This window comes from Streptomyces sp. NPDC026659 (assembly GCF_040638245.1).
Classification (GTDB): domain Bacteria; phylum Actinomycetota; class Actinomycetes; order Streptomycetales; family Streptomycetaceae; genus Streptomyces.
In genome coordinates this window covers 173,372-199,506 of sequence record NZ_JBEZXY010000004.1, presented here as the reverse complement: position 1 = coordinate 199,506, position 26,135 = coordinate 173,372, and the positions used below count along the sequence as shown (strand labels likewise).

Sequence of the window (26,135 nt, the reverse complement as noted above, 5' to 3'; positions counted from 1 at the left end):
AGGACATGACGAAGACCGTCAACCACTGGATCGGCGGCAAGACCGCCGAGGGCGCGTCGGGTACGTACGGGCCGGTCACCGACCCGGCGACCGGCGAGGTCACCACCCAGGTCGCGTTCGCCACGGCCGAGGAGGTGGACGCGGCGGTCGCGGCCGCCAAGGACGCCTTCGCGACCTGGCGCCACTCCTCGCTGGCCCAGCGCACCACGATCCTGTTCAGGTTCCGCGCGCTCCTCGACGAGCACCGCGACGAGATCGCCGCGCTGATCACCGCCGAGCACGGCAAGGTGCACTCCGACGCGCTCGGCGAGGTCGCGCGCGGCCTGGAGATCGTGGACCTGGCCTGCGGGATCACCGTGCAGCTCAAGGGCGAGCTGTCGACGCAGGTCGCGACGGGCGTCGACGTGGCCTCGCTCCGCCAGCCGCTCGGTGTCGTCGCGGGCATCACGCCGTTCAACTTCCCGGCCATGGTGCCGATGTGGATGTTCCCGATCGCCGTCGCGTGCGGCAACACCTTCGTGCTGAAGCCGTCGGAGAAGGACCCGTCGGTCTCTCTCAGGATCGCCGAGCTGCTGGCCGAGGCCGGGCTGCCGGACGGCGTGTTCAACGTCGTGCACGGCGACAAGGTGGCCGTCGACCGGCTCCTGGAGCACCCGGACGTACAGGCTGTGTCGTTCGTCGGCTCGACCCCGATCGCCCGCTACATCCACACCACCGCCTCCGCCCACGGCAAGCGCGTCCAGGCGCTCGGCGGCGCCAAGAACCACATGCTGGTCCTGCCGGACGCCGACCTCGACGCGGCGGCGGACGCGGCGGTCTCGGCGGCCTACGGCTCGGCCGGCGAGCGCTGCATGGCCATCTCGGCGGTCGTCGCGGTCGGTGCCATCGGCGACGAGCTGGTGGAGAAGATCCGCGAGCGCGCCGAGAAGATCAAGATCGGCCCCGGCACCGACCCGTCCTCCGAGATGGGCCCGCTGATCACGGCGGCCCACCGCGACAAGGTGGCCTCCTACGTCTCCGGCGCCGCCGCCGAGGGCGCCGAGGTCGTGCTCGACGGCACCGGCTACACCGTCGAGGGCTACGAGGACGGCCACTGGATCGGCATCTCCCTGCTGGACAAGGTGCCGGTCACCGCGAAGGCGTACCAGGACGAGATCTTCGGCCCGGTGCTGACCGTGCTGCGCGTGGACAGCTACGACGAGGGCATCGCCCTCATCAATGCCTCCCCGTTCGGCAACGGCACCGCGATCTTCACCCGCGACGGCGGCGCCGCCCGCCGCTTCCAGCTGGAGGTCGAGGCCGGCATGGTCGGCGTCAACGTCCCGATCCCGGTCCCCGTCGGCTACCACTCCTTCGGCGGCTGGAAGGACTCCCTCTTCGGCGACCACCACATCTACGGCAACGACGGCACGCACTTCTACACCCGCGGCAAGGTCGTCACCACCCGCTGGCCCGACCCGGCCGACGCCCCGGCGGGCGTGGACCTGGGATTCCCGCGCAACCACTGAGTCGTGACCGTCCGCCTCTGAGCCGAGCCGCGTGAACGGCCGGGTCCCGTCCTGCGGGCCCGGCCGTGCAAAACCCTGTGGCATCCCTGTCAGCGGTGCTGTTTATGCTGCCCCCGACGATCACCGGGACCAGGGGAGGGCGCGGCATGTTCGGCAAGCTGTTCGGGGGCGGGAAGAAAGCGGAGGCGAATCCGTTCGCGCTTCCGGCCCCGCGCGGGAACCGTGTGTACGCGCTGGACGCGCTCGGGGACGTACGGGTGCTCGCGGCGGTGCAGGCCGCCGAGGAGGGGGACTGGGAGGCGGTCAAGGGGGCGCTGGTCCCGTTCGACCTCGGCCGTGACCACCAGGTCCTGAGCGAACTGGCCGCCGTGGACGGTGTGCAGGACTGGATCGGCCGGGCGGTCGAGGAGGACGAGGAGCACCGGGCGACGGCCCTGCTGATATCCGGGGCGCGGCACGTCCTGTGGGGCTGGGAGGCGCGCACCAGCGCACGGGCCAAGGACGTCACGCGGGAGCAGTGGCAGGTCTTCCACGAGCGGCTCGAAACGGCGGAGGAACACCTCCTGGAGGCGGCCGAGGCACGGCCCGAGTGGGTCACGCCGTGGCGCCGCCTCCTCACCTCCGGGCGTGGCATCTCGCGCGGCCGGGCAGTCAACGAGGTCCGGCTCGGCGCCGCCCTGCGCCGTGACCCGCTGGACCTGGAGACCCACATCGAGTGGGTGTCGTATCTCCAGCCCCGCTGGAACGGCGAGCCGGGCCAGGCCCTGGCGTTCGCCCGCGAGGCGTTCGGCGGCGCACCGGACGGGCATCGCCTCGGGTGCGTGATCCCCATGGCGCACATCGAGGACTGGGTGGAGTCGGAGAGCAAGGACTCCCTCGACACCCCGGAGATCCAGGCCGAGTTGAGGGACGCGGCCAGGCGCAGCATCCTCCACCCCGACTACGAGCGGCGCCCGGGCTGGCAGGAGGACTTCAACATCTTCGCCATGGCCCTGGGCCTGGCCGCCGAGACCATCGTGGCCCCGCGCGTCTTCCACGAGCTGGGCGGTGCGTACACCCCGTGGCCGTGGAAGTACATGGCGCGGCCGGAAAAGATGTACGCCTGCTACCGCCGCCACGCCTGAGCCGCGGCCTGCCGGCCCGCACGCACCCCGCCCACCCGAACACCCCACCCCGGACTCCGCGATGACCAAGAACGCTCCCTTCCCCACCCCCGCCGACCGCACCTTCCAGGTGGACCTGCGCGGCCTGGTCGACCTCCTCTCCCACCACCTCTACTCCAGCCCCCGCGTCTACCTCCGCGAACTCCTGCAGAACGCGGTGGACGCGCTGACCGCCCGCCACACCCTCGAACCGGCCGCCTCCGCAGGCGACTTCGGCATCCGGCTGTACGCCGACGGCTCCTCCGTACGCGTCGAGGACGACGGTGTCGGTCTCACTGAGGCCGATGTGCACACCTTCCTCGCCACGATCGGCCGCAGCAGCAAGCGCGCCGAGAAGATCGCCGAGCAACGCGCCGACTTCATCGGCCAGTTCGGCATCGGGCTGCTCTCCTGCTTCCTGGTCGCGGACGAGATCCACGTCCTCAGCCGCAGCGCCCGTACCCCCGACGCACCCGCCGTGGAGTGGCGCGGGCGCGGCGACGGCAGTTACAGCGTCCGTACGCTGCCCGCCTCCGCGCGCCCCCGGCCCGGCACCACCGTCACCCTGACCCCGCGCGCCGACGCGCGCGAGTGGACCGCACCGGCCCAAGTGTGCGCGCTCGCCCGGCACTTCGGTTCCCTGTTGCGCCACCCGGTGACCTTCGACGACGGCAGGGGCGACCCGGCGCCGGTCAACCCCGAGCCCGCGCCCTGGGACCGTCCTCACCCCACGCCGGGAGCCCGGCGCCGTGAACTCGCCGCGTACGGCGAGGAGGTCTTCGGGTTCACCCCGCTGGACACCATCGAGCTGGACCTGCCCGCCGTGGGCCTGAAGGGCATCGCGTGCGTGCTGCCCGAGACCGTGCCCGCCGGGCGCCGCCACGGCCACCGCGTGCACGTGAAGGGCATGCTGCTGTCCGAGCAGGCCGAGGAGATCCTGCCCGAGTGGGCGTTCTTCGTCCGCTGCGTGATCGACGCCGAGAGCCTGCGCCCGACGGCGTCCCGCGAGGCGCTGTACGAGGACGACACGCTCGCCGCCGTCCGCGACGCCCTCGCCGAGCGGCTGCGCGCGTGGCTCGCGAGGACCGCCGCCAGCGCCCCCGAGCTGCTCGGCCGCTTCCTCCAGGTCCACCACCTGGCCGTGAAGTCGCTCGCCGTCCACGACGACGAGATCCTGCGGATGCTGCTGCCCTGGCTGCCGTTCGAGACCACCGACGGGCACGCCACCCTGGACGAGTTCGCGCGCACCCACCGCACCGTGCTCGTCACCTCCAGCGTGGAGGAGTTCCGGCAGGTCGCGGCCATCGCCTCGGCCGCCGGGCTCGGCGTCGTCAACGGCGGCTACACCTACGACCGCGAACTGGTCCACCGGCTGCCCGAGATCAGGCCCGAGGTCACGGTCGCCGACCTCGACCCGGCGACCCTCACCGCCCACCTCGACCCGGTCGACCGCGCGACGGAACTCGCCGCCGCGGCCTACCTCACCCAGGCCCGCGACGCCCTCGCCGTCTTCGACTGCGACGTGGCGCTGCGCACCTTCCACCCCGCCTCCGCCCCCGCCCTGCTGATCGACAGCCGCGAGGCCCGCCACGAGCGCACCCGCTCCCAGCTCGCCCGCGAGCAGGAGGGCGGCCTGTGGGGCGACATCCTCGGCCATCTGCGCCAGGAGGCACCCCGCGCCCAGCTGATCCTCAACCAGCTCAACCCGCTGGTCCGCACCGCCGTCGCCATCGACGAACCCGAACTGGCCCGCACCAGCGCCGAAGCCCTCTACGGCCAGGCCGCGATGCTGTCCCGGCGCCCGCTCAGGCCCGCCGAGTCGAGCCTCATCAACCGCTCCTTCCTCGACCTTCTCGCCCACGCCCTGCGCAAGGACAGCTGACGATGCCGACCGCACCCCAGACCACCGACGAGCTGTTCCAGGCGCTCCGGGACAACCGCGAGCGCCCCTACGGCCGCACCCGCACCGTCACCGCCGAGGAACTCGCCGAGGCCGCCGAGCAGTTCGCCGAGCCCCTCGCGCTCTTCCGCGCCCTCATGGAACTCCAGGAGGCGTACACCTACGGCTCCGAACCCCGTAAGTCGCCGGTCGTCTTCGCCCGGCTGCTCAACCTCTACGACGAGCAGCCCGACGTCTTCGACGACCGCATGCGCCACACGCTGTTCTGGCGGTTCAAGTGGGTCGCCAACGCCCTGCGCGCCCTGCCCGAGATCCCGCTCGCGAGCCTGCGCCAGTGGCTGACGGAGATGCGCGACCGGTACGAGAAGGCCGACTACGACCTCCAGCCGTACTACGGGCAGCGCTATCAACTCGCCGCCCACACCGGGGAGGACACCGACCTCGCCTACGAGCTGTGGGCGGCCCGCGCCCGTGGCCCGCTCAGCGACTGCGAAGCCTGCGAGATCTGCGAGCGGGCGCTGTACCACCTGGAGCGCGGCGACGACGAGCGGGCGCTCGGCGTCTGGGAGCCCGTCCTGGAGGGGAAGGAGTCCTGCCAGGAGGAACCCGCCCGCTCGATCTCGTACGCGCTGCTGCCCCTGCTGCGCACCGGACAGGCCGACCGGGCCCGCACCCTGCACCTCGCCGGGTACCGCGCCTGCCGCCGCAACCCCTCGATGTCCCGCGAGGTCGGCCGCCACCTGGAGTTCTGCGCCCTCACCGGCAACGAGGCGCGTGGCCTGGAACTCCTCGCCGAGAACCGCAACCTGTTCGAGGAGGTGGACTCGCCGCTGGACCTGTACGACTTCCTCACCGGCGTGGAGGTCCTCCTCCGGCGCGTCGAACTCCTCGGCCACGGCGAGCTGCCCGCCGCCGGATACCCCGGCCGCTCCTGGACGGTGGCCGCCCTGCGCGCCGAGGTGCGAGGCCGCGCCGACGACCTCGCCGCCCGCTTCGACGACCGCAACGGCACCACCGCCCACACCGACCGCCGCAGGGCCCGCCTGGAGCGCGCCCCGCTCGTGGACGCCCTCGAACTGACCCTGCGCACCCGGGCCCTGGACGACGTGGCCCCGGCGGCGCCGGTCACCGCGCCCGCCGCCCCGGCCGGCCTCCCCGAGGCGCTGCCCGAACTCGTCCTGCGGGCCAGGGAGCTGGACACACAGGGGCACCCGGACTCCCTCGCGGCCTGGGCCCGGCTGCGCACCCTGGTCGCCGCCCCCGGCTACGTCCACCCCGACGACCCGGCCGTGGGCCCGCTCGTCCGGCTGCGCGCCGACCTGCTCGCCGACGAGGCGGACCGGGCGGCCGCGAAGGACCGCTTCGCCGACGCCGCCGACCTCCAGGACGAGGCCGCCGCCCTGTACGACGAGGCGGGCGAGCCCGGTGACGCGGCGCTCTCCCGGGCCAGTGCCCTGCTCGCCCGCGCCCAGCTTCCCCCGCAGGACACCACCGACCCGGCCGCGGAGCGGACCGCCGCGCTGACCGCCGCCCACGCGGGCGTGGTCCGCCTCCACGAGGAGACGGACGGCCTCGCCCCGTACCAGGAGGCCCGGCTGCTGCGGCTGCGGGCGACCCTGCTCGGGCTGCGGCTCCAGACCTCGGGCGACGAGGAGCACGTCGCGCCGCTCTTCGCCGAGGTGGACCTGCTGTACGCGTTCGCCGACCGGCACGACATCGCCGGACAGCGCTCCGGCGCCCTGCTGCTGCGGGCGAGCACCCACGCCCTCGCCGGTGACGTGCCCACCGCCGTCACCGGGATCGACACCCTCCTGGAGCGGCTCAGGAAGGACGGCCCCGGCTGGCATGTGCCCCGCGCGCTCGCGCTGCGCGGCCGCTTCCAGCTCGGCCTCCACGACGCCGAGGCCGCCCACGAGAGCCTGGCCGAGGCCCTGCGCCTGGGCGCCGAGTGGCCCGCCGACACGGCCCACACCATCCGCGTCCACACCGATCTGGCCCAGGCGTGTCTGCACCTCGGCCGCCCCGGCGAGGCGCTGCGGCACCTGACCCGCTCGGCGGAGCTGGGCCTGCGCGACGGCGACCGCACGGACGCGTTCTGCGCCTACATGGAGGCGGCCCGGATCAGCCTGGAGCTCGGCCGCGCCGAGGACTGCGTCTCCCTGGTCGACTCCCTCCTGGCCGAACCGGACGTCGCGGCCGGGGAGATGAACGACCGGATCGTGGCCCAGCTGCGCCTGACCCGTGCCCGCGCGCTGCACGCGTTGGACGACCTCAAGGCCGCCACCGTCGAGTTCGTCGCCCTCGCGGCGGAGTCGGCCGGCTGGGAGGACGACGAGCGCGCCCACGCGATGATCGCCGCCGAGACGGCCGTACTCCTCGCGGAGGCGGGCGAGTTCGGCCGCGCCCGCGAGGTCGCGGAGCAGGTGCGCGCCGTCCACGCCCGCTCCCCGCGCTACGACCAGCTCAGCGGCGTCCTGCGCGAGATCGCCCTCCTCCAGGTGAAGCGGGAGGGCGCCGACGGCCTTGACGACGCCCTCGCCCTCCTCGCCGACGCGGGCCGGATCGCGGAGGAGGCCGCCGCCGCGGGCCACCGGGGACGGCCCCGCTCCCTGGAGACCGCCCTGGCCTACGAGTCCGGCCAGGTCTACGCCTACGCCGGGGACAACGAGAGCGCGCTGGCCTCCCTGGAGAAGGCCGTCGCCCTCCTCGGCGACCCGGGGGAGGACGCCGACCACGCGGCCGAGTGGGCCGAGTGCGTGCGGCTCGCGGGTGTCGTGGAGGGCATCTTCCTGGAACGCCCCGCCCCCGCCCGTACCCGTCTGGAGGCCGCCGCCACCCGGCTGACCGCCCTCGGCCACACCGAACAGGCCGACGAGCTGGCCCCCCTCGCGGCCCGGCTGCGCGACGAGGAGTGACCCGAGGCCGTACCCACCCGGGGCCCGGAAGCGAGCGAACCGCTTCCGGGCCCCGGTTTTTTTGGCGGGGCACCTGCGGTTCCCGTACCGGTGACAAGCGTGGAACCACCCGCGAGATGCCGCTGTATACGTGGCGACAGGCCGGGTTTGCCTACGGAATCCGTAGCCGAACACCCATTGACGCGCCGGTTTTCGTCGGTGTTCGATGCGCGCCAGGAGCGAGAGACATGACGTACGCCACGAACCGCCGGAGGCGATAGCGCTCCCTTCCGAGCCCGCACGAGTCGATCGGACCGCCGCATGACCGACACGCTCCGCCCCGCCGAGGACGCCGCCCCCGGGCACCCGTCCGACAGCCCCCAGAAGCTCAAGCGTTCCATCGGCGTCGTCGGCGGCACCCTGCTGACGCTCTCCTGCGTGACCCCCGCCTCCACCCTCTTCGTCGTGGTCCCCGACCTCTTCGGCACCCTCGGCACCGCGACCGCGCTGACCATCGCCATCGGCTCGCTGCTCTGTATCGCCGTGGCGTTCTGCTACGCCGAGCTGGGCACCCTCATCCCGAGCGCGGGCGGCGAGTACGCCATGGTCTCCACCCTCGCCGGGCGGCTCACCGGCTGGCTGGTCTTCGTGCTCTCCCTGCTGGTCGTCATGATCGTGCCGCCCGTCATCGCCATGGGCACCGCCGACTACCTCGCCCCCGTCGTCCACCTGGACCCCTCGCTCACCGGCGCCGCCGTGATGCTGCTCGCCACCCTCGCCGGACTGCTCGACCTGCGCGCCAACGCCTGGATCACCGGGATCTTCCTGGTCCTGGAGGTCATCGCGGCCGCCGTCGTCGCCGTCCTCGGCTTCACCCACGGGCACCGGGGCCTCGACAGCCTCGTCTCGATGCAGGTCGCGGACGCCCACGGCCACACGGACGCCGTGACCGGGGCGCTGGTCGTCTCCGGACTCGCCATCGCCCTCTTCGTCACCCAGGGCTTCTCGACCGCCGTCTACCTCTCCGAGGAACTGGAGCACCCGCGCCGCGACGTGGCCCGCACCGTCCTCGCCACCCTCGCCATCTCCACGGTGGTCATCCTGGTCCCGGTCGCCGCCGTCACCCTGGGCGCCACCGACCTCACGGAGCTGACCGGCGGCGACATCAGCTCCATGGTCACCGCCTGGTCCAACACGGCCGTCGGCACCTTCGTCAGCCTCTGCGTCGCCCTCGCCATCGTCAACGCGGGCATCGTGATGGTCATCCAGAACTCCCGCGTCCTGTTCGCCTCCGCCCGCGACAAGGCGTGGCCCACCCCGGTCAACAGCCTCTTCTCCAAGCTCGGCCGCTTCGGCTCCCCCTGGGTCGCCACCCTCGCCGTCGGCGTCCCCGGCGCGCTGTTCTGCTTCGTCGACCTCGACACCCTCTACGGCGTCACCGGCGTCTCCGTGACCGCCATGTACCTGCTCGTCGCCGTCGCCGCCCTGCTCGGCCGCCGCGACCCCCACCGGCACACCCCCGCCTGGCGGATGCCGCTGTGGCCCGCGCTGCCGATCCTGCTCATCGTCGTCCTCGCCTACGTCCTCACCCAGCAGGACGTCGACTATCTCCTGTGGACCGGCGGCATCACCGCCGTCGCCACCCTCTACTGGGCGCTCTACCTCCGCCCCCGCGCCGCCACCCACTGGCTCGTCTCCCTCCCCGAGGACACGCGCCCCTGACACACCCCTCCCCGCGCGGTGTACCGCACTCGCGGTACACCCGGCCGGGCGCGTACTCCCCGGGGAGGGGCGGGGGTTCAGCCCGGCGGCGCCGTCCGCCGCAGCTCCGGGCCCTTACGGTGGGGTCATGGATCTTCGAGTGCCCCTGGCGCGGCTCCTGAAGGGGCCCCGCCGGGCGGCCGCCGCCCTCTCCGCCGCCGCGCTGCTCGCGGCCGCCGGAACCTGGACGGCGACCGCCTCCGGCGACGACACCCCCCGGGTGCACCAGGTCGACCAGAAGCTGACCACCGCCGACGGCACCCGCCTGACCACGTCCTTCTTCACCGACGGCCGCCCCGGCCGCCGCCCCGCCGTCCTGCTCGCCCACGGCTTCGGCGGCAGCAAGAAGGACATGGTCGGCCAGGCCCAGGACCTGGCCCGGCACGGCTACGCGGTCATGACCTGGTCCGCGCGCGGCTTCGGCCGCTCCACCGGCGAGATCGGCCTGAACGACCCCGAGCACGAGGTCAAGGACGTCTCCCGGCTCATCGACTGGCTCGCGGGGCGCCCCGAGGTCCGCCTCGACGCCCCCGGCGACCCCCGCGTCGGCATGGCCGGAGCCTCCTACGGCGGCGCCATCTCCCTGCTCGCCGCCGGGTACGACCACCGCGTCGACGCCATCGCCCCCGCGGTCACCTACTGGAATCTCGCCGACGCCCTGTTCCCCGACGGCGTGTTCAAGAAGCTGTGGGCCGGGGTCTTCTTCAACTCCGGCGGCGGCTGCGAGGACTTCGAGCCCGCCCTGTGCCGGATGTACCAGCGCGTCGCCCAGTCCGGCATCCCGGACGCCGACGCCCGCCGCCTGCTGGAGGAACGCTCCCCCTCCGCCGTCGCCGCCCGCATCAAGGTGCCCACTCTCCTCTTCCAGGGCCAGACGGACTCCCTGTTCACCCTCGCCCAGTCCGACGCGGCCGAACGGGCGATCAAGGCCAACGGCGCCCCGGTCAAGGTCGACTGGATCTCCGGCGGCCACGACGGCGGCGACGAGGAGACCGACCGCGTCCGCGCCCGGATGCGCTCCTGGTTCGACCGCTACCTCAAGGACGAGACCTCAGCCGCCACCGGCCCCGCCTTCCGCGTCACCCGCACCGGAGGCGTCGACTCCACCGACGGCGCCGTCCAGTTGCGCGGCGCGAGCGCGAACACCTACCCCGGCCTCCACTCCGACCGGCACACCGTGCCGCTCACCGGGGGCGCCCAGCACGTCGCCAACCCGGCCGGCGCGGGCCCGCCCGCCGTCTCCGCGCTGCCCGGCCTCGGCAGCCTGGCCCGGCTCTCCGCCCTCGGCACCGGCGTCTCCCTCGACTTCCCCGGCCAGAACGCCCACTTCGACTCCGCCCCGCTGCGCTCCACCCTCCGCGTCACCGGCTCACCCACCGCACGCGTCCACGTGCAGGCCACCTCCGACGACGCGGTCCTCTTCGCCAAGCTCTACGACGTCGGCCCCGGCGGCACCCGCGTCCTGCCCTCCCAGCTGGTCACACCCCTGCGCATCACCGGCGCCCGCGCGGGCAAGGACGTCACGGTCACCCTCCCGGCCGTCGACCACGAGATGCAGAAGGGCCACCGGCTCAGCCTGGTCCTCGCCTCCACCGACCTCGCCTACGCCTCCCCGACCGCCCCGGCGACGTACACCGTCTCGCTGAAAAGCGCCCTGAGCGTGCCCACGGCCCCGGGCGTCACCACCGCCCGGACCCCGCTGCCCGCCTGGGTCTGGTGGCTGCCCCTCGTGGGCGCCGCCCTCGCCGCCGCCCTGCTGCTCACCGCCCGCCGCCCCACCAGCGCCCCCGCCCCCGACCCGGAACTGGCCGAAGTCCCGCTCGTCATCGGCGACTTGAGCAAGCGCTACGCGGGCTCCGCCGACCGGTACGCCGTACGCGACCTGTCCTTCCGTGTGGAGAAGGGCCAGGTCCTCGGACTGCTCGGCCCCAACGGCGCGGGCAAGACCACCACCCTGCGGATGCTGATGGGCCTCATCCGGCCCGACGCGGGCGAGATCCGCGTCTTCGGCCACGCCGTACGCCCCGGCGCCCCCGTCCTCTCCCGGGTCGGCGCCTTCGTGGAGGGCGCGGGCTTCCTGCCCCACCTGTCGGGCCGGGAGAACCTGGAGCTGTACTGGCGCGCCACCGGCCGCCCCGCCGAGGACGCCCACCTGGCCGAGGCCCTGGAGATCGCGGGTCTCGGCGACGCCCTCGACCGCGCGGTCCGCACCTACTCCCAGGGCATGCGCCAGCGCCTGGCCATCGCCCAGGCCATGCTCGGCCTGCCCGACCTGCTCATCCTGGACGAACCCACCAACGGCCTCGACCCGCCGCAGATCCGCGAGATGCGCGAGGTGATGATCCGCTACGCGGCGGCCGGACGCACGGTCATCGTCTCCAGCCATCTCCTCGCCGAGGTGGAGCAGTCCTGCACCCACCTCGTGGTGATGGACCGGGGCCGGCTGGTCCAGGCGGGCCCGGTCCGCGACATCATCGGCTCCGGCGACACCCTCCTGGTCGGCACCGGAACCCCGGTGCGCGAACCGCTCGTGGAGAAGGTGGCCGCGCTGCCCGGTGTCGCCTCCGCCGTACGCACCGAGGACGGACTGCTCGTCCGCCTGGAGCCCGGCGCCACCGCCGAGGCCCTGGTGGTGGACCTCGTACGCCTGGAGGTGCCCGTCGCCTCCGTCGGCCCGCACCGGCGCCTGGAAGACGCCTTCCTCACCCTGATCGGAGGCACCCCGTGAGCACGCTCACCCCGGGCGCGGACACGGCACCCGGCTACCGCCCCGTCCGCACCCTGCCCGTGCGCGTGGAGCTGATCCGCCAGCTCAAGCGCCGCCGCACGCTGGTCATGGGCCTGCTCCTGGCCGTGCTGCCGTTCGTGCTCCTCGCCGCCTTCGCCATCGGCGGCAAGCCCGGCGGCCGCAGCTCCCGGATCACCCTCATGGACACCGCCACCGCGTCCGGCGCCAACTTCGCCGCCGTCGCCCTGTTCGTCTCGGCGGGCTTCCTGCTGGTCGTCCCGGTCGCGCTGTTCTGCGGGGACACGGTCGCCTCCGAGGCCAACTGGTCCTCGCTGCGCTATCTGCTCGCCGCGCCCGTGCCCCGGGTACGGCTGCTGTGGTCGAAGCTGGTCGTGGCCCTCGGGATGAGCCTGGCCGCGATGGTGCTGCTGCCAGCCGTGGCCCTCGTCGCGGGCACCGCCGCCTACGGCTGGGGACCCCTGCGCATCCCCACCGGGGGCGCGCTGGAGCCGGGCGTCGCACTGCAGCGCCTCGCGGTCGCGGTGGCGTACCTCTTCGTGTCCCAACTGGTCACCGCCGCCCTCGCGTTCTGGCTGTCGACCCGTACGGATGCCCCGCTCGGCGCGGTCGGCGGCGCGGTGGGCCTGACCATCGTCGGCAACGTCCTGGACGCCGTCACCGCCCTCGGCGACTGGCGCGACTACCTGCCCGCGCACTGGCAGTTCGCCTGGGCGGACGCCCTCCAGCCGCACGCCGAGTGGGCCGGGATGATCCAGGGCGCCTCGGTCTCGGTGGCGTACGCCCTCGTCCTGTTCGCCCTGGCATTCCGGGGCTTCGCCCGCAAGGACGTGGTGTCGTAGGGCACTTGGGCGTCAGGACGACGAGGCGTCCGGACACACGAACGGCGGGCCACCGGGAGAACCGGTGGCCCGCCGTCGCGGTTCTGGCTCGGTCAGCGGTTGGCGGCGCCGTTGCCGGACAGGGCGGAGATGTCGTCCAGGATGTGCGACAGCGGCTCGTCGCCCTTGGCCTGGGTGGAGTTCTCCACGCACTGCTGGTTCTGCGGCGAGGACAGGATCGGGATGTCCTGGACGCCGACGTTGATGAGCGCGAGCACCGACTGGGCGTTGACCTTCGCGGGCAGGCCGATGCAGGGCTTGTTCAGCGAACCCTGGACCAGCGCGAGCTGCGGGCTCATGTCACCGAAGGTGGCCGAGTTGCCGAACGACTGCGAGGCGCCGTTGCCGCTGAACGAGGTGGTGCCGTGGTCGTCCCCGATGGCGAGGGCCTGCGGGGCGGCCACGCCCGCGAGACCGGCGACGGAGGCGGCGACAGCCGCGGTTGCCCACAGCTTCTTCATGTGCGTTCCCTTTCGAAAGGCGGACTCCGGGGAGGAGTTGCGTGATCGTCAACGGGTCGGCGGACACCGGGGTTGCGGTCTGTGCCCCTATCGGGGCAGCGCAGTGCGATGAGTTCACAAGCGCCCCCTCGTTCGTGGAGCCGCGCGTTCGTGGAATCCCGTCCAAGTCCTCTGACTCACACGCCAGTTCACCGCTCCCCGGACATGCCGACGGGCCGCCGAATCGCTCGGCGGCCCGCTGGGGAGGGGCCCGCGAGGGGCCCCTCACATCTCCGGATCAGTGGCTGATCAGTTGTTGCCGGCGCCGTTGCCGGACAGGGCGGAGATGTCGTCCAGGATGTGCGACAGCGGCTCGTCGCCCTTGGCCTGGGTGGAGTTCTCGACACACTGCTGGTTCTGCGGCGAGGACAGGATCGGGATGTCCTGGACGCCGACGTTGAGCAGGCCGATCAGGGACTGGGCGTTGACCTTCGCGGGCAGGCCGATGCAGGGCTTGTTCAGCGAACCCTGGATGAGCGCCATCTGCGGGCTCATGTTGCCGTAGGTGGCGGAGTTGCCGAACGCCTGCGACGCACCGTTTCCGCTGAACGACGTGGTGCCCGTGTCGTTGCCGATGGCCAGGGCCGGCGACGCGGCGGCGGCGGAGACACCGACAACGGAGGCGGCGACCGCGGCGGCGGCCAGAACCTTCTTGATCACTTGCGATTCCCTTCTGGAGAAACCCCGTCACCGGAGTGCCCGGCTCAACTGCCCCGCCCGCCGCGGGGTTCCTCTCGTTCACTCCGATGGCCCACACGGGATACGCCCGAAGGCCCGATTTCCCAAGGGAAATTCGCATCCACTCCGCGCCGCGTCACGATCCGATCGGGTGACATACCGCAACCATTTCGCCGCCCCGGGGTTGATGCCGGACAGGAACGTGCGTCTTGGCGTGGAGCCAGGGAAAGAGGAAAGCGAAATGCTGAAGAAGGCAATGGCCGCGGCCGCGGTCGCCGCGTCCTTCATCGGGGTCTCGGCGGCTGCCGCCCCCCAGGCTCTCGCCATCGGAAACGACACCGGCACCACGTCGCTGAGCGGCAACGGCGCCTCGGAGGCGTTCGGCAACAACGTCACGGGCGGCAACCTCAGCCCGCAGGCCACCCTGGTCCAGAGCTCGCTGAACAAGCTCTGCGTCGGCCTGCCCGTCAAGGCCGACGTCCAGTCGGTCCTCGCGCTGATCAACGTCGGTGTCCAGGACATCCCGGTCCTGTCCTCGCCGCAGAACCAGCAGTGCGCGGAGAACTCCACCCAGGCCAAGAACGACGAGCCGCTCTCCCACCTGGTGGAGGACATCTCCGTCCTCGCGGGCAACGGCGTCGGCAACAACTGACGCCCGCGGGCCGGTCCGCCGACCCGCTCCGAAGGCCGCCCTTCCCGGGGCGGCCTTCGCCGTTTCCCGGTGATTTACGCGATTTCCGTCCCCTGTCGAATCCTCCCCGACTGCGCCAACCTGTCAATTCCGTGGAGGCGTTCGAGTGAATTCAGGGGCGACGCGCGTTCCACGGTTTCTTCGGCTGTCTATCCCTCGTTTCACAGCCTGCCGGTCATGGTGCGAGCCGTTCAAGTTGTGCTCGCTCGGTTTCGGCCGACATAAGGACATGACCGCAGAGAAGGGAAACACCATGAAGAAGACCGCTGCTGTCGTCGCCGGCGCCATCCTGGCCCTGGGCGGGGCGGCCCCCGCCTTCGCCGATGCCGGTGCCGAGGGTGCGGCCGTCGGTTCGCCGGGTGTCCTGTCGGGCAACGTCATCCAGATCCCGGTGCACGTGCCGATCAACGTCTGCGGCAACTCGGTCAACGTCATCGCCCTGCTGAACCCGGCGTTCGGCAACGCCTGCGTCAACGGCTGACGCCACCGCCGCAAGGCACCAGCCGTACGGCTGCGTTCAGGCCGGCCCCGGACCGTCGATCCCTTCGAATCTGCGTTCCGGGGCCGGCCTTCCCACTTCTTCGAGCAGGAAGACCACGAGATTGAGACAGACCCTGAGCAAGGGCATCGTCGTGGCCGCAGCCGCGGCCGCGACCGGCGTGCTGTCCTTGTACGGCAGTCAGGCGCTCGCCGATTCGGGAGCGCAGGGCACGGGACAGCGCTCTCCCGGCGCCCTGTCCGGCAACACCCTCCAGGTACCGGCCCACGTCCCGGTCACCATCTGCGGCAACACCGTCGACGTGTCCGCCGCGCTGGACCCGGCCATCGCCGAGTCCTGTGTCACCGGCAAGAGCGCCCGCCACCACGACTCCTACGGTGACGACGACTCCGACGACGCCGACGACTCCGGCTACGGCTCCGGCGGCCACACCACCCCGCCGCCCGCCTACGGCCACGAGACCACGGCACCCGCGACGACCCCGCCCGCGTCGTACGGCCACGACGAGACGACCGCTCCCGCCTCGTACGGCGACGACGACGACGAGGACGAGACCCGGCCCCCGTCGTACGGCCACGACAAACCGACCCGGCCCGCGTCCTACGGCGACGACGACGAGGACGAAACCAGGCCCCCGTCCTACGGCCACGACAAGCCGACCCGGCCCGCCTCGTACGGCGACGACGACGAGGACGAGACCACCCCGCCCCCCGCCTACGGGGACGACCACGAGACGAAGCCCCCCGCGTCCTACGGCGACGACGAGGACGAGACGACCCCGCCGCCCGCGTACGGCGGCCACGAGACCAAGCCGCCCACGTCGTACGGGGACGACGACGAGACCACTCCGCCCTCGTACGGCGACGACGACGAGACCACGCCGCCGCCCTACGGCGGTGAGGAGACGACACCTCCGCCGCACCACAGCACTCCGCCGCCCTACGGTGGCGAGGAGACCACGCCTCCACCGCATCACAGCACTCCGCCTCCGTACGGCGGTGAGGAGAGCACTCCTCCGCCGCACCACAGCACCCCGCCGCCCTACGGTGGCGAGGAGAGCACTCCGCCGCCGCACACCCACCCGCCGCACACGTCGCCCCCGCCGTACACGCACCCCCCGCACACCCACCCGCCGCACACGCGGCCGCCCCACGGCGGACATCACCACCCGCACAAGCCGTCCCTTCCGGACACCGGTGGGCAGGAACGTCTCCTGCTCGGCGCCTCGGCCGCCGGTGCCGTGCTGATCGCGGCCGGTGCGGTGCTGTACCGGCGAGGCCGGGCAGCGTCCCGTCGGTAGTGCGCCGGGTGCCGGACCCGAGCGCCCGGCACACCGGCGACACGCGGCGCCGTACCGCCACGGCGCCGTACCGAATCCTTCAGCGCCGGACATTCCCCGGCGCCTCGCCACGCCGTCCGGCAGGTTCCGGCCAGCCTGCCGGCCCCTTTGTGTGACAGACGTCGTTCACCCGAGTGGCAGGGGGCGGCCACCTGAAAGCCCCACCGCACTGGCGGAGGCCCGCTCCCTGTGACTGGGTGTCGGGTACGGCCGGCGGAGAGAAGAGAGGGGCGGTCATGGACGCACCGCGACGACGGTTCCGGCGCGGCCGGCTGACGGCGGCCGTGGCCGCGGTCGCCGCCTCGGCCGCGCTGCTGACCGGTTCCGGGTTCGCGGCGCGGCAGGAGCCGGTCCCTCTCGCAACGAGCGTGCAGGCGCCCGCCTTCGGGGCCTTCCTCGACTCCGGGCCGCTCGGGGTCGCCCGCATGGCCGGGCTGAGCCGCTGGCTCGGCGGGGCCGAGCTGAAGGTCGCCCACACCTATCTGCCCGGCGGCCGCTGGAGCGACATCGAGGGCGACCCGGGGTTCCTCGGCCCGTGGGCGCACTGGCGCCGCGCCAGGGCCGACCGCACGCTCGTGCTCAACGTGCCGCTCCAGGAGCGCAACGAGGACCACCTCTCCGACGCGCAGGTGCGGCAGTTGCTGCGGCAGGGCGCCGACGGGGAGTTCGACCAGCACTTCCGCACCCTGGCCCGGCATCTGGTGGACTTGAAGGTCCCGGACACCGTGCTCGTGCTCGGCTGGGAGATGAACGGCATCACCTACACCCACCGCTGCGGGCCCGATCCCGAGGCGTGGAAGGCGTACTGGAACCGGATCGTCGCCGCGATGCGGTCGGTGCCGGGCCAGCGGTTCCGCTTCGACTTCGCGCCGAGCCGCGGCCGGGACGCCGTCCCGTGGACCGAGTGCTACCCCGGCGACGACACCGTGGACATCATCGGCATGGACTCCTACGACCAGCCGAGTGGGCTCTCCTTCGGCGAGCAGGTGTCCGAGCCGTACGGCCTCCAGGCGCACGTGGACTTCGCGCGCGCTCACGGCAAGCCGGTCTCGTACCCGGAGTGGGGGCTCTTCCGCAACGGCGACAACGCCGCGTACATGCGGGGGATGCTCGCCTGGTTCGACGCGCACAGGCCGCTGTACAACACGCTCACCGACTACTGCCCGCACGGTGTCTGGCAGTGCTCGGCCAACCCGAGGGCGGCGGCGGTGTACCGGGCGGCGCTGTCGGGCGGGGCGGGGCAGCCGACGCCGACGGTGACACCGAGTGGCACGCCGACGCCGACGGACTCACCGAGCCCCTTGCCGGCTCCCACCGGCTCTCCGGAGCCGCCGTCCCCCGCCCCCGAACTCCCGGACGGTTGTGACCCGTTGCTGCCGGACAGCTGGGTCCGGGAGTGGCTGGGGGAGGGGTTCTGTCTTCCGGCCACTCGGTGGCGGGGGATGCGCTAACCGCGCCGGAGGTCCTGCCAGCGGTGCAGGACCTTCTTGCCGTGCCGCCGGGCCGCCACGTCGTACAGCGCGGCCGTCAGCAGCGGGACGGTGCGGCGGCGGGCCAGGAGGAGGCGGACGCTGGGGACGGGGTCGGGGCGCCAGTGGTGCTTGTACGGCTCGTCGCCGCGCATGAGGCTCAGGGTGCGGTGGGCGCCCGTGGCGGCGCGGTCGGCGCAGGCGTCCAGCAGTATCACCGCGACGTCCGCGCGCAGGTCGCGCAGTTTCGGGTGGGCGCCGTAGAGATAGCCGCCCGCGAGGCCGGGGGAGAGCAGGGTGACGTCGACGGCGACCACCTCCGTGCCGAGCAGGAACTCGGTCACCACCGCGTCCCCGGAACGGGCCATCGCGCCGACCGCGCGCAGCAGGTGCTCGCGGAAACGCGGGCGCAGATGCTCGGACGTCACCTTGCGGTCGGACCACTGGAGCCGGTGCAGCTCCAGGAGGCGGCGCAGCGCGCGGTCGGTGTCGTGGGGACCGGCGATCCGGCGGGTCACGCCGAGCGCGGTCAGCTTGCGGAGCTTGGCGCGGACCCGCTGGGCCTTCTTCGACGGCAGCCGGGCGATCAGGTCGGCCATGGGGGCGGCGGGCAGTTCCAGACACAGGGAGTCGGGCACCCGGCGGCGCGGTCCGGGCCAGCGGTCGTAGATCCGCTCGGCGGCGCCGCCGGGCCGTACCTCGCGGAGGTCGATCAGCGCGGTACGGGCGGCGAGGGAGAGTTCGCGGGTGAGGGCGTCGGCGGCGCGGCCGTCGTCGGAGTCGTCGAGGAGGATGTCGCCGTAGTCGCTGATCGCGCCGCCGAGCGGTACGAGGGCGGTGAGCGGGCTGCGGACCAGGGTCAGCGGGGCGGCGGCGACCAGGTCGGGACCCGAGCGCACGAGGAGCAGCCGCAGTCGTCCGGGGCGGCCGTAGGAGCGCCACCAGGAGTGCAGCCAGGCGTGACTCTGGAACGGGGTGGCGGTCGCGCACCGGCGGTGGAGCCGGGTCCAGGCCGGGGCGAGCGCGGCGAAGACGTCGGGGTCGGTGACCAGTTCGGTGGTGAGCGCGGGGCGGACGGTGCGGGCGGGGCGCGCCGCGTAGGTGGCCGTCACAGCAGGCCGGCGGCGTCGGCGGTGGCCGGGGCGGGCAGCGTGGCCGGGCGGCCGGGTTCCGGTTCGGTCCTTCGGCGCGGCCGGACCAGCAGGGCGAGGCCGCCGAGCAGGCCGCCCGCGCTCGCCCCGACCAGGCCCGTGACGGCGGCCGAGGGCGAACTCGGCTCGGTGGGTGCGACCGCCCGCGCGAACGGGCGCAGTTCCACATGCGTGTCGGCCGCGGCGGTGCCCGCCTGCGCGGTGAGCGCGTCCGCGACCGCGTTGGCCATGGCGGCCGCCCGCGCCGGACGGGCCGAGGTGGCGGAGACGGCGACCATGGGCGCGTCCGGCGAGGTCGCCGTGCGCACGCTCTCCCGCAGGGTGTCCGTGCCCGCCCCCGCCTTCGCCTGCGCGGCCGCGAGCACGGCGGGCTGGGTGGCGATACGGCCGTACGCCTGCGCGAAGCCGAGCGCCGCGCCGGGGTCGGACCGCTCGGTGGGCACGGCGACGACATAGCTGGTGGCGGTGTAGGCGGGCGGCTTCACCATGCCGTACGCGCCGCCGAGCAGCCCGCCCGCGACGACCCCGGCCGCCACCAGCGACCAGGACGGCAAGCGGGAGATACGGGGACGCCGGTGTGGGTTCTCGGTCATGAGGGGCTGCCTCCCAAGGGGGTGCGGGACGAGGGGACGAGTGCCGCCGCGTAGACGTTCATCAGCCGGGCGGCGCTGCGGGTGACGCAGTAGTGGCGGGCGGCCTCGGGCGCGGTGCGCGGGCCGGGTCCGGCGGCGCGGACCCCGGCGAGCGCGGCGGCGTACGCCTCGGGGTCGCAGGGGATGCGTACGGCGTCCGGGGCGGCCCCGGACGGCAGGTCCTCGACGGCCGGGCAGGAGGAGTGGCGCACCGGCAGCCCGGCCGCAAGCCCCTCCACGACCGCCAGACCGAACGCCTCCTCCGGGGACGGCGAGGCCAGCACGTCCATCGCGGAGGTCAGCGCGGGCAGGTCGGGACCGTCCGATCCGTCGGGCAGATAGGGCCGTTCACCGGCGAACACCACCCGCTCCGCCACCCCGGCCCGCTCGGCGAGGCGGCGCAGGGGGCCCTCCTCGGGGCCGCCGCCGACCAGCAGCAGTCGTGCGTCGCGGGGGAGTTGGGCGAGGGCCTGGACGAGTACGTCGAAACGCTTGCCGGGGGCCAGCCTGCCGATCCCGCCGACGACGAACGCCTGTTTCGGAAGCCCGAGTTGGTCCCGGGTGCGTTCCCGTGCGGCCGGGTCGTGGCGGAAGCGGTCGAGGTCGATGCCGTTCGGTACGACCGCGATGCGCGGCTCGGGCACGCCCCAACGGGCCAGTCGCGCGGCGACGGTCGGAGACACGGCGACGGTCGCCCGGCCCAGTCGTTCCCCGGCCAGATACAGCGCGCGCACACCGGAGTTGAGCGGGCGCCCCTCCATCTGCGAGTCACCCAGGGAGTGTTCGGTCGCCACGATCGCGCGCACTCCCGCGAGCCGGGCGGCCAGCCGGCCGTAGAGACAGGCCCGGTAGAGGTGGGTGTGCACGAGGTCGTAGCGACCGCGCCGGATCAGCCGGGCCAGCCGGGGCAGTGCGGCCAGGTCGCGGTTGCCGGCCATGGCGAGGTCGGTCACCCGGACCCCGTCGGCCCGCAGCCCGTCGGCCACCGGGCCGGGGTTGGTCAGCGTCACCACGTCGCACTCGACCGGCAAGTGACGGAGCAGCAGCCGCAGTTGCTGTTCGGCGCCACCCACGCCCAGCCCGGTGATGATGTGCAGCGCCCTCATCGCGGGCCCGGTACGGGACGGCGGCGCAGCCGGTGCAGCCGGTACTTCAGGAACAGGCGGGCGGCGGTGTCGTTCTCCCCGATGTGCACGCGGGGGAGGGCGTACGGTCCGGTCAGCGCGCCGGGGTCGATGGCGCAGGCATACCCGTAACCGGCGGCGCGCACGGCGTCGCGCACCCGGCGGTCCACGGTGCCGTACGGATAGCAGAAGCCGTCGGCCGGGCCGTCGGTCAACTCGGCCAGCAGCTCCCGGCTCTGGGAGATCTCCTCGGTCAGGGTGCGGTCGTCGGCGCGGGTGAGGTCGAGGTGGGTCAGGCCGTGCGAGCCGATCTCCATCCCGGCGCGCCGGGCCTCGCGTACGGCGTCGGCGGTGAGCAGCGGCTTGCGCGGGCCGGGCCGGTCCCAGGAGTTGTCGCCGCCGAACCTGCCGGGCAGTACGAACAGGGTGGCCGTGCACTCCCAACGGGCCAGCACCGGAAGGGCGTCGGTGAGGAAGTCGGCGTACCCGTCGTCGAAGGTGAGACCCACCAGACCGCGCCCCTCGCCCCGCGCGCGGGCCGCCAGCAGCTCGGCCACGCCCACCCCGCGCAGTCCCCGTCCGCGCAGCCAGCACAGCTGCCGTTCCAGCCGGGCGGGTGTGACGGTGACGCGGTACGGGTCGTCGGAGCGGTCGCCGACCGAGTGGTACATGGCGATCCACGGGACCGGGCCGGGTCTGGCCCGCCCCGGAGAGCGGTCGCGGGGCAGGGAGACGGACTCAGCGGAAGACGGCATGGGCAAGCCTTCGGGTGTGGGTGCGTACGGAACGGAGGACGGGTGCGAGGCCCGGGGCGCCCCGGGGCAGGCCGAGCAGGACGTACACGGCGGCGACGGTGACGGACCCGGCCGCGAGGCCGCCGAGCGCGCCGCCGGGCAGGCTCGCGGCGAACGCCCCGGTGGGCGCGGCCACGACGGCCCCGCGCAGCGGGCGGCTCAGTTCGGCCAGTACCCCCCGGACCCGGACCGGCACCCCGCGCCGCACACCGCGTCGCCGCGCCCGCATCCCGCCGAGCAGCAGGGCGGCGGTGAGCGTGATGCCGGTGGCGTTGGCGGCGGCGATCCCGGTCACGCCCCAGGTGCCGACCGTCGCCGAGCCGATCCAGGCGGTGACCGCGACCCCGGCCGCGATGGCGCCGACCGGGTACCAGGCCGCGCGGCCCGCCGAGAAGTAGGAGCGGACCAGGACACCGGTCAGCGTCTGGCCGAGCAGTCCGGCCGCGTACACCCGCATCACGCCCGCCGTCGCCGCTGTGTCCTCGGCGGTGAACGCGCCTCGCTGGAAGAGGAGTTGGACGATCTGCGGCGCGCAGGCCAGCACCGCCGCCGTGCCGAACAGCACCAGTGTGGCGGCCACCGCGAGGTCCCGCTCCACCCGGACCCGGGCGCGCTCGGTGTCGCCCTCGGCCAGCGCCCGCGCGACCACCGGGAAGGTGACCGTGCACAGCATCATCGACATGGTCATCGGGATCTGGGCGATTTTTTGGGCGTAGTTGAGGTGCGAGATCGCCCCCGACGGCAGCCCCGAGGCGAGGAACCGCTCGATCAGCACCTGCGACTGGCGGCACAGCGCGAACAGCAGCACGGTGGCCATCAGTTGGAGGTCGACGCGCTGGGTCCGCGGGGCGGGGCACGGTTCGGCGGAGAGGGGGGCGGCGGTCTCCCGGGTGCGTAAGCGCCGTACGAGGAAGGGCAGTTGGAGGAGCACCATCAGAACTCCGCCCAGCGCCACCCCGAACGCGGCCGAGCGCACTCCCCACGCGCCGCCGAGGGCGAACATGGCCGTGACGATGCCGGTGTTGTAGGCGACGTAGATCGCCGCCGGGGCGAGGAAGCTGCGGTGGGCCCGCAGGGCGGCGCTGCAGTACCCGGCGAGACCGAAGCTGACCACGCAGGTCGCGGTGAGCCGGGTGCAGTCCACGGCGAGGGCGGGGTGGGGCAGCCCGGGCGCCAGCACCGCGACGAGTCCGGGCGCGGCCGTGGCGAGCAGCACGCCCACCACCGTGAGGGCCAGGGCGAGACGGGGCAGCGTACCGGCGACGAGCGAGCGCACCGGGTCGCCCGGCGCCCCGCGCGCCCGGCGGGCCAGCGCCATGCTGAACGCCGGGATCAGCGCGAACGCCAGCCCGTCCTCGATGAGCAGCGTGGCCGCGAACTCCGGCACGGTCCAGGCGACCAGGAACGCGTCGGTGTCCAGCCCGGCCCCGAACAGCCGCGCCAGCGACTGGTCCCGGACGAGCCCGAGGACGGCGCCCGCCGCGGAGAGGGAGGCGGTGAGGAGGGCGGCACGGGCGAGGAAGCGGGGGGTGGTGGCGGGGGGTTCCGGCAGCGGGGCGGGAGCGGCGGGCCTGACCGGACGGGGCGGGGCGGGAGCCGCCTTCGGCACGGGAGGCATCCCCGGCACGGGGGCCGTCTTCGGCACAGGGACCGGATCGGTCTCCGGTACGGGCTCGGGGAGCGGGGTGATGGTCACAGGACTCCGGCTTCCCTCGCCACCGGGACGGCGGGTACGGCCTCGGCCGCGACCCGAGCGGGGCGCCCCCGCTCCGCCCCGCCGACCAGCGCCCACCACGCCACCAGCCCCAGGGCCACCGCCGTCAGCACGGTGGAGGGGCCGCCGATGTCGGCGTACACGAAGTCCACCAGCAGCCAGATCAGCAGGCCGCAGCCGATGACCCCGTACTCCCTGCCCCCGGCCGCACGGGCCGTACGGGTCGCCCACAGCCCCCGCAGCCCGAGCACCAGCAGCGCCAGCCAGGAGCCCGCGAGGCACAGCAGGCCGGTCAGGCCCTGTTCGCCGAGGACCAGGAGGTACATGTTGTGCGGGGAGAGCAGCGGCTGCCGGCGGAAGCCCGCGCCCGCGCCCGCCGTGTCGCTGCCGGAGGACAGGGCCAGCGAGGCGTGCCCGTCGCGGTACTCGGGAAAGCCCTTCAACCCCACGCCGGTCAGCGGCTGTTCGCGCCACATGCCGGTCGCCGCCGCCCACATGGTGTACCGGTCGGTCACCGACTGGTCCGGCGCGTCCGCCACCTGCGTGATGCTGCCCAGCCGCTCCTGGAGCATCGCCGTACCCACCCCGAGACCGCCCACCAGCACCACCCCGGCCGCCAGCGCGACCGCGCCGACCTTGAGCGCCCGGCGCGGCCCGGACAGCGCCAGCTGCACGGTGAGCGTCAGAGTGGTCGCGATCCAGGCGCCCCGGCTGAAGGACAGCGCGAGCGGCAGCAGGAGGGCGAGGGCGCAGACTCCGGCGATCACACGCTCGCGAACGGGAGCCGAAGCCGGGCCCGTGCTCCGGCTCAGCGCCACCCCCGCCGCGCAGATCAGCCCGAACGACACCACCGTCGCCATCCCCATCACGTCCTGCGCCCCGAAGGTGCCGACCGCGCGGATGTCCTCGCCCTGGTAGGAGGCGCCGGTCGCCGTGACGTACTGCTTCACCCCGACCGCCCCCTCCCACAGCGCGAGTCCGATCAGCGCCCAGATCAGCAGCCGGGCGTCGCGCCGGTCGCGGACGAGCAGCATCACGGCCGCCGGGACCAGGACGAAGACCTGGAGGTAGCGGCCGAGACCCGCGAGGCCCGCGCCGGGCGAGACCGCGCCCATCGCGGCCAGCGCCGTACCGGCCACCGGCAGCCCGAGGACCACCGCGGCCGTACGGGACAGCGGGCGCCGCCGCTCGCGCAGCAGCCGCAGGACGCAGTACCCGACGACCAGCGCGGAGGCGGCGTCGGCCGGTCCGGCGCCGCCGTCGTCGCCCGACAGGGGGAGCGCCAGGAGCGCCACGACGGCGAGCACCGGCAGAACCGGGCGGCGCGACAGCCACAGGGCGAGGCTCATCGTCAGCTCCCGGTGGAACGCACGAGCACGGCCGCGGTGCGGAGCAGGATGCAGACGTCCTGCCACAGCGACCAGGTGTCGATGTACGCGTTGTCGAAGCGGGCCCGGTCCTCGATCGAGGTGTCCCCGCGCAACCCGTTGACCTGCGCGAGCCCGGTGACGCCGACCCGCATCCGGTGCCGGGCCGCGTAGCCGGGGTGGAGCTGGCCGAACCGCGCGACGAAGAAGGGGCGTTCGGGGCGCGGTCCGACCAGGCTCATGTCGCCCCGGAAGACGTTCCACAGCTGGAGCAGCTCGTCCAGCGAGGTCCGGCGCAGGAAGCGGCAGAAGGCGCTCATCTCCGGCTCGCCCGCCACACTCCAGCGCGTCGCGGACTCGCGCTCGTCCACCGGGCGGTGCGTGCGGAACTTCAGCAGTGTGAAGGGGCGCCCGTCCTTGCCGATCCGCTCCTGCCGGAACACCACGCCCGGCCCCTCGGTCAGCCGCAGCACCGCCGCGCACACCAGCAGCAGCGGGCCGCACAGCACCAGTAACGTGCCCGAGACGGCCACGTCCACCAGCCGCTTGGCGAGGCTGTCCGGCAGTTGCGCGCCCGCGTCGACACGGCGTACGGCGAACCCGGCCAGCCGCTCGCGCACGCCGTACGCCGGACCGTCCGCCGCCACCTCCCAGAGGGCGCAGCCCGACTCGGCGAGCGCCCGCAGCAGCGGGGCCCGTTCGGCGCGGGTCGCGGGGCCGACGACGAGGACGGTGCGCACCCCGTTCCGGATCAGGGCCCGCTCCACCTGCTCCTCACCGGTCAGCACCGGCAGACCGTCGCTGCCGTCCGGGTGGTCCGCGACCACACCGACCGGCCGCACCCCGCAGCGCGGGTGCCTGAGCAGCGCGGCTGCCACCCGCTGGGCGGTCGCGGCGGGGCCGACCACCAGGGCCGCGCTCGGCCGCCGCAGCCGGGCCGCCGCACGCCTGCCGCGCACCAGGCCCCGGCCCGCGCAGGCCACCGCCGCGTGCAGCGCCCAGCCGAGCAGCAGGGTGGACAGGGGCAGCGCGTGGGCCGGTTCGCGGGCCGCGACGAGCGCGGCGAGCGCGAGCCAGCCGACCGCGATCCGGCCGCAGACGGCGGGCAGTTCGTCCAGCACGCCGGACATCGCGGGCCGGGGACGGGGGCGGAGCAGCAGGGCGCCGCACAGCAGCGCCGCGATCAGCAGGGGGTGGTGCGCGGCCGGGTCCAGCGCGGCGGCGCCCACGAGCGCTCCGGCGAGGTCGGCCGCGAGCAGCGGCAGGGGAGAGGCGGCCCGGGCGGGCGGGCGCCGTACCGGGAGCCGGAAGCCGCGCGCGGCGCGGGCCCGGACCAGCGGGACCT

20 protein-coding genes are annotated in these 26,135 nt (G+C 73.9%); 11 read left to right on the top strand and 9 right to left on the bottom strand.

Going from position 1 to position 26,135, the window contains the following annotated elements; genetic code table 11:
• The first annotated feature begins 5 nt into the window (after nt 1-5).
• From mmsA to AB0E91_RS12980, 7 genes are all read left to right on the top strand, one after another.
• Entirely contained in the window at nt 6-1,508 is a 1,503-nt protein-coding gene (gene mmsA, locus AB0E91_RS13010; RefSeq protein ID WP_361779553.1) for a CoA-acylating methylmalonate-semialdehyde dehydrogenase, read from the top strand.
• A 146-nt stretch (nt 1,509-1,654) separates the two neighbouring features.
• On the top strand, nt 1,655-2,632 hold the full coding sequence (locus AB0E91_RS13005; protein ID WP_361779550.1) for a hypothetical protein: 978 nt from the start codon (nt 1,655-1,657) through the stop codon (nt 2,630-2,632).
• A 61-nt stretch (nt 2,633-2,693) separates the two neighbouring features.
• Nucleotides 2,694-4,532 carry an HSP90 family protein gene (locus tag AB0E91_RS13000; RefSeq protein ID WP_361779547.1) on the top strand — a complete coding sequence of 613 codons (1,839 nt, stop codon included), beginning with the start codon at nt 2,694-2,696 and terminating at the stop codon, nt 4,530-4,532.
• Between the two features lie 2 nt (nt 4,533-4,534).
• Complete coding sequence (locus AB0E91_RS12995; protein ID WP_361779544.1) at nt 4,535-7,465, top strand: hypothetical protein; 2,931 nt, start codon at nt 4,535-4,537, stop codon at nt 7,463-7,465.
• Nucleotides 7,466-7,765: 300 nt separating this feature from the next.
• Nucleotides 7,766-9,166 (top strand): APC family permease, encoded by a 1,401-nt coding sequence (locus AB0E91_RS12990; protein WP_361779541.1) that lies wholly within the window; start codon nt 7,766-7,768, stop codon nt 9,164-9,166.
• 127 nt (nt 9,167-9,293) lie between these two features.
• Nucleotides 9,294-11,933, top strand: coding sequence for an alpha/beta fold hydrolase (locus AB0E91_RS12985; RefSeq protein WP_361779539.1), 2,640 nt, complete (start codon nt 9,294-9,296; stop codon nt 11,931-11,933).
• Entirely contained in the window at nt 11,930-12,793 is an 864-nt protein-coding gene (locus AB0E91_RS12980) for an ABC transporter permease (RefSeq protein WP_361779536.1), read from the top strand. Before AB0E91_RS12985 ends, AB0E91_RS12980 begins: the two co-directional genes overlap by 4 nt.
• A 92-nt stretch (nt 12,794-12,885) precedes the next feature.
• Here the strand turns inward: AB0E91_RS12980 and AB0E91_RS12975 are convergent, their stop codons facing one another.
• Together AB0E91_RS12975 and AB0E91_RS12970 are read right to left on the bottom strand one after the other, a co-directional pair.
• On the bottom strand, nt 12,886-13,293 hold the full coding sequence (locus AB0E91_RS12975; RefSeq protein WP_361779533.1) for a rodlin: 408 nt from the start codon (nt 13,291-13,293) through the stop codon (nt 12,886-12,888).
• A gap of 288 nt (nt 13,294-13,581) precedes the next feature.
• Nucleotides 13,582-13,992, bottom strand: coding sequence for a rodlin (locus AB0E91_RS12970; protein ID WP_161179272.1), 411 nt, complete (start codon nt 13,990-13,992; stop codon nt 13,582-13,584).
• Between the two features lie 259 nt (nt 13,993-14,251).
• On the opposite strand from AB0E91_RS12970, the gene AB0E91_RS12965 reads away from it, so the two are divergent.
• The 4 genes from AB0E91_RS12965 (at nt 14,252) to AB0E91_RS12950 (ending at nt 17,990) form a co-directional block, all read left to right on the top strand.
• Complete coding sequence (locus tag AB0E91_RS12965; RefSeq protein ID WP_161179271.1) at nt 14,252-14,662, top strand: rodlin; 411 nt, start codon at nt 14,252-14,254, stop codon at nt 14,660-14,662.
• Nucleotides 14,663-14,954: 292 nt separating this feature from the next.
• Nucleotides 14,955-15,182, top strand: a complete 228-nt coding sequence (gene chpD / locus AB0E91_RS12960) for a chaplin ChpD (protein WP_361779528.1) — start codon at nt 14,955-14,957, stop codon at nt 15,180-15,182.
• A gap of 121 nt (nt 15,183-15,303) precedes the next feature.
• On the top strand, nt 15,304-16,500 hold the full coding sequence (locus AB0E91_RS12955; protein ID WP_361779525.1) for a chaplin family protein: 1,197 nt from the start codon (nt 15,304-15,306) through the stop codon (nt 16,498-16,500).
• Nucleotides 16,501-16,775: 275 nt separating this feature from the next.
• Entirely contained in the window at nt 16,776-17,990 is a 1,215-nt protein-coding gene (locus AB0E91_RS12950; RefSeq protein WP_361779522.1) for a glycosyl hydrolase, read from the top strand.
• Here the strand turns inward: AB0E91_RS12950 and AB0E91_RS12945 are convergent.
• Genes AB0E91_RS12945 through AB0E91_RS12915 form a run of 7 tightly spaced genes read right to left on the bottom strand, consistent with a single transcriptional unit; the run spans nt 17,987 to nt 26,127 of the window.
• The gene (locus tag AB0E91_RS12945; RefSeq protein WP_361779519.1) at nt 17,987-19,120 is read right to left on the bottom strand and encodes a GNAT family N-acetyltransferase; all 1,134 of its coding nucleotides are present in this window, start codon (nt 19,118-19,120) and stop codon (nt 17,987-17,989) included. The genes AB0E91_RS12950 and AB0E91_RS12945 overlap by 4 nt on opposite strands.
• Nucleotides 19,117-19,752, bottom strand: a complete 636-nt coding sequence (locus AB0E91_RS12940; RefSeq protein ID WP_361779516.1) for a lipopolysaccharide biosynthesis protein — start codon at nt 19,750-19,752, stop codon at nt 19,117-19,119. Before AB0E91_RS12940 ends, AB0E91_RS12945 begins: the two co-directional genes overlap by 4 nt.
• A complete protein-coding gene (locus tag AB0E91_RS12935) occupies nt 19,749-20,897 on the bottom strand; it encodes a glycosyltransferase (RefSeq protein WP_361779513.1) in 1,149 nt (382 codons plus the stop codon). Before AB0E91_RS12935 ends, AB0E91_RS12940 begins: the two co-directional genes overlap by 4 nt.
• On the bottom strand, nt 20,894-21,670 hold the full coding sequence (locus AB0E91_RS12930) for a polysaccharide deacetylase family protein (RefSeq protein ID WP_361779510.1): 777 nt from the start codon (nt 21,668-21,670) through the stop codon (nt 20,894-20,896). Before AB0E91_RS12930 ends, AB0E91_RS12935 begins: the two co-directional genes overlap by 4 nt.
• A complete protein-coding gene (locus AB0E91_RS12925; protein WP_361779507.1) occupies nt 21,654-23,405 on the bottom strand; it encodes a lipid II flippase MurJ in 1,752 nt (583 codons plus the stop codon). The genes AB0E91_RS12930 and AB0E91_RS12925 overlap by 17 nt, the downstream gene beginning before the upstream one ends.
• Nucleotides 23,402-24,772: an O-antigen ligase family protein gene (locus AB0E91_RS12920; RefSeq protein ID WP_361779504.1), complete on the bottom strand. Its 1,371-nt coding sequence runs from the start codon at nt 24,770-24,772 to the stop codon at nt 23,402-23,404. The genes AB0E91_RS12925 and AB0E91_RS12920 overlap by 4 nt, the downstream gene beginning before the upstream one ends.
• Nucleotides 24,773-24,774: 2 nt before the next feature.
• A complete protein-coding gene (locus AB0E91_RS12915) occupies nt 24,775-26,127 on the bottom strand; it encodes an exopolysaccharide biosynthesis polyprenyl glycosylphosphotransferase (protein ID WP_361780127.1) in 1,353 nt (450 codons plus the stop codon).
• Between the last annotated feature and the right edge of the window lie 8 nt (nt 26,128-26,135).